The sequence below is a fragment of the Enterobacter sp. PL_is511 genome, from assembly GCF_055816065.1.
Genome location: NZ_JBVPGP010000003.1, coordinates 1 through 1,470, shown reverse-complemented (window position 1 = coordinate 1,470; position 1,470 = coordinate 1). Strand labels below are relative to the sequence as shown.

The following is a 1,470-nucleotide window of genomic DNA, read 5'->3' as shown; positions in this document are numbered from 1 at the left end:
GGGTGACGAGCGGCGGACGGGTGAGTAATGTCTGGGAAACTGCCTGATGGAGGGGGATAACTACTGGAAACGGTAGCTAATACCGCATAACGTCGCAAGACCAAAGAGGGGGACCTTCGGGCCTCTTGCCATCAGATGTGCCCAGATGGGATTAGCTAGTAGGTGGGGTAACGGCTCACCTAGGCGACGATCCCTAGCTGGTCTGAGAGGATGACCAGCCACACTGGAACTGAGACACGGTCCAGACTCCTACGGGAGGCAGCAGTGGGGAATATTGCACAATGGGCGCAAGCCTGATGCAGCCATGCCGCGTGTATGAAGAAGGCCTTCGGGTTGTAAAGTACTTTCAGCGGGGAGGAAGGCGGTGAGGTTAATAACCTCATCGATTGACGTTACCCGCAGAAGAAGCACCGGCTAACTCCGTGCCAGCAGCCGCGGTAATACGGAGGGTGCAAGCGTTAATCGGAATTACTGGGCGTAAAGCGCACGCAGGCGGTCTGTCAAGTCGGATGTGAAATCCCCGGGCTCAACCTGGGAACTGCATTCGAAACTGGCAGGCTAGAGTCTTGTAGAGGGGGGTAGAATTCCAGGTGTAGCGGTGAAATGCGTAGAGATCTGGAGGAATACCGGTGGCGAAGGCGGCCCCCTGGACAAAGACTGACGCTCAGGTGCGAAAGCGTGGGGAGCAAACAGGATTAGATACCCTGGTAGTCCACGCCGTAAACGATGTCGACTTGGAGGTTGTGCCCTTGAGGCGTGGCTTCCGGAGCTAACGCGTTAAGTCGACCGCCTGGGGAGTACGGCCGCAAGGTTAAAACTCAAATGAATTGACGGGGGCCCGCACAAGCGGTGGAGCATGTGGTTTAATTCGATGCAACGCGAAGAACCTTACCTACTCTTGACATCCAGAGAACTTTCCAGAGATGGATTGGTGCCTTCGGGAGCTCTGAGACAGGTGCTGCATGGCTGTCGTCAGCTCGTGTTGTGAAATGTTGGGTTAAGTCCCGCAACGAGCGCAACCCTTATCCTTTGTTGCCAGCGGTTAGGCCGGGAACTCAAAGGAGACTGCCAGTGATAAACTGGAGGAAGGTGGGGATGACGTCAAGTCATCATGGCCCTTACGAGTAGGGCTACACACGTGCTACAATGGCGCATACAAAGAGAAGCGACCTCGCGAGAGCAAGCGGACCTCATAAAGTGCGTCGTAGTCCGGATTGGAGTCTGCAACTCGACTCCATGAAGTCGGAATCGCTAGTAATCGTAGATCAGAATGCTACGGTGAATACGTTCCCGGGCCTTGTACACACCGCCCGTCACACCATGGGAGTGGGTTGCAAAAGAAGTAGGTAGCTTAACCTTCGGGAGGGCGCTTACCACTTTGTGATTCATGACTGGGGTGAAGTCGTAACAAGGTAACCGTAGGGGAACCTGCGGTTGGATCACCTCCTTACCTTAAAGAACCTGCCTTTG

1 rRNA gene is annotated in these 1,470 nt (G+C 54.8%); it reads left to right on the top strand.

Going from position 1 to position 1,470, the window contains the following annotated elements:
• Positions 1-1,450 (top strand): 16S ribosomal RNA (locus AC0TN7_RS00015); the annotation flags it as partial.
• Between the last annotated feature and the right edge of the window lie 20 nt (positions 1,451-1,470).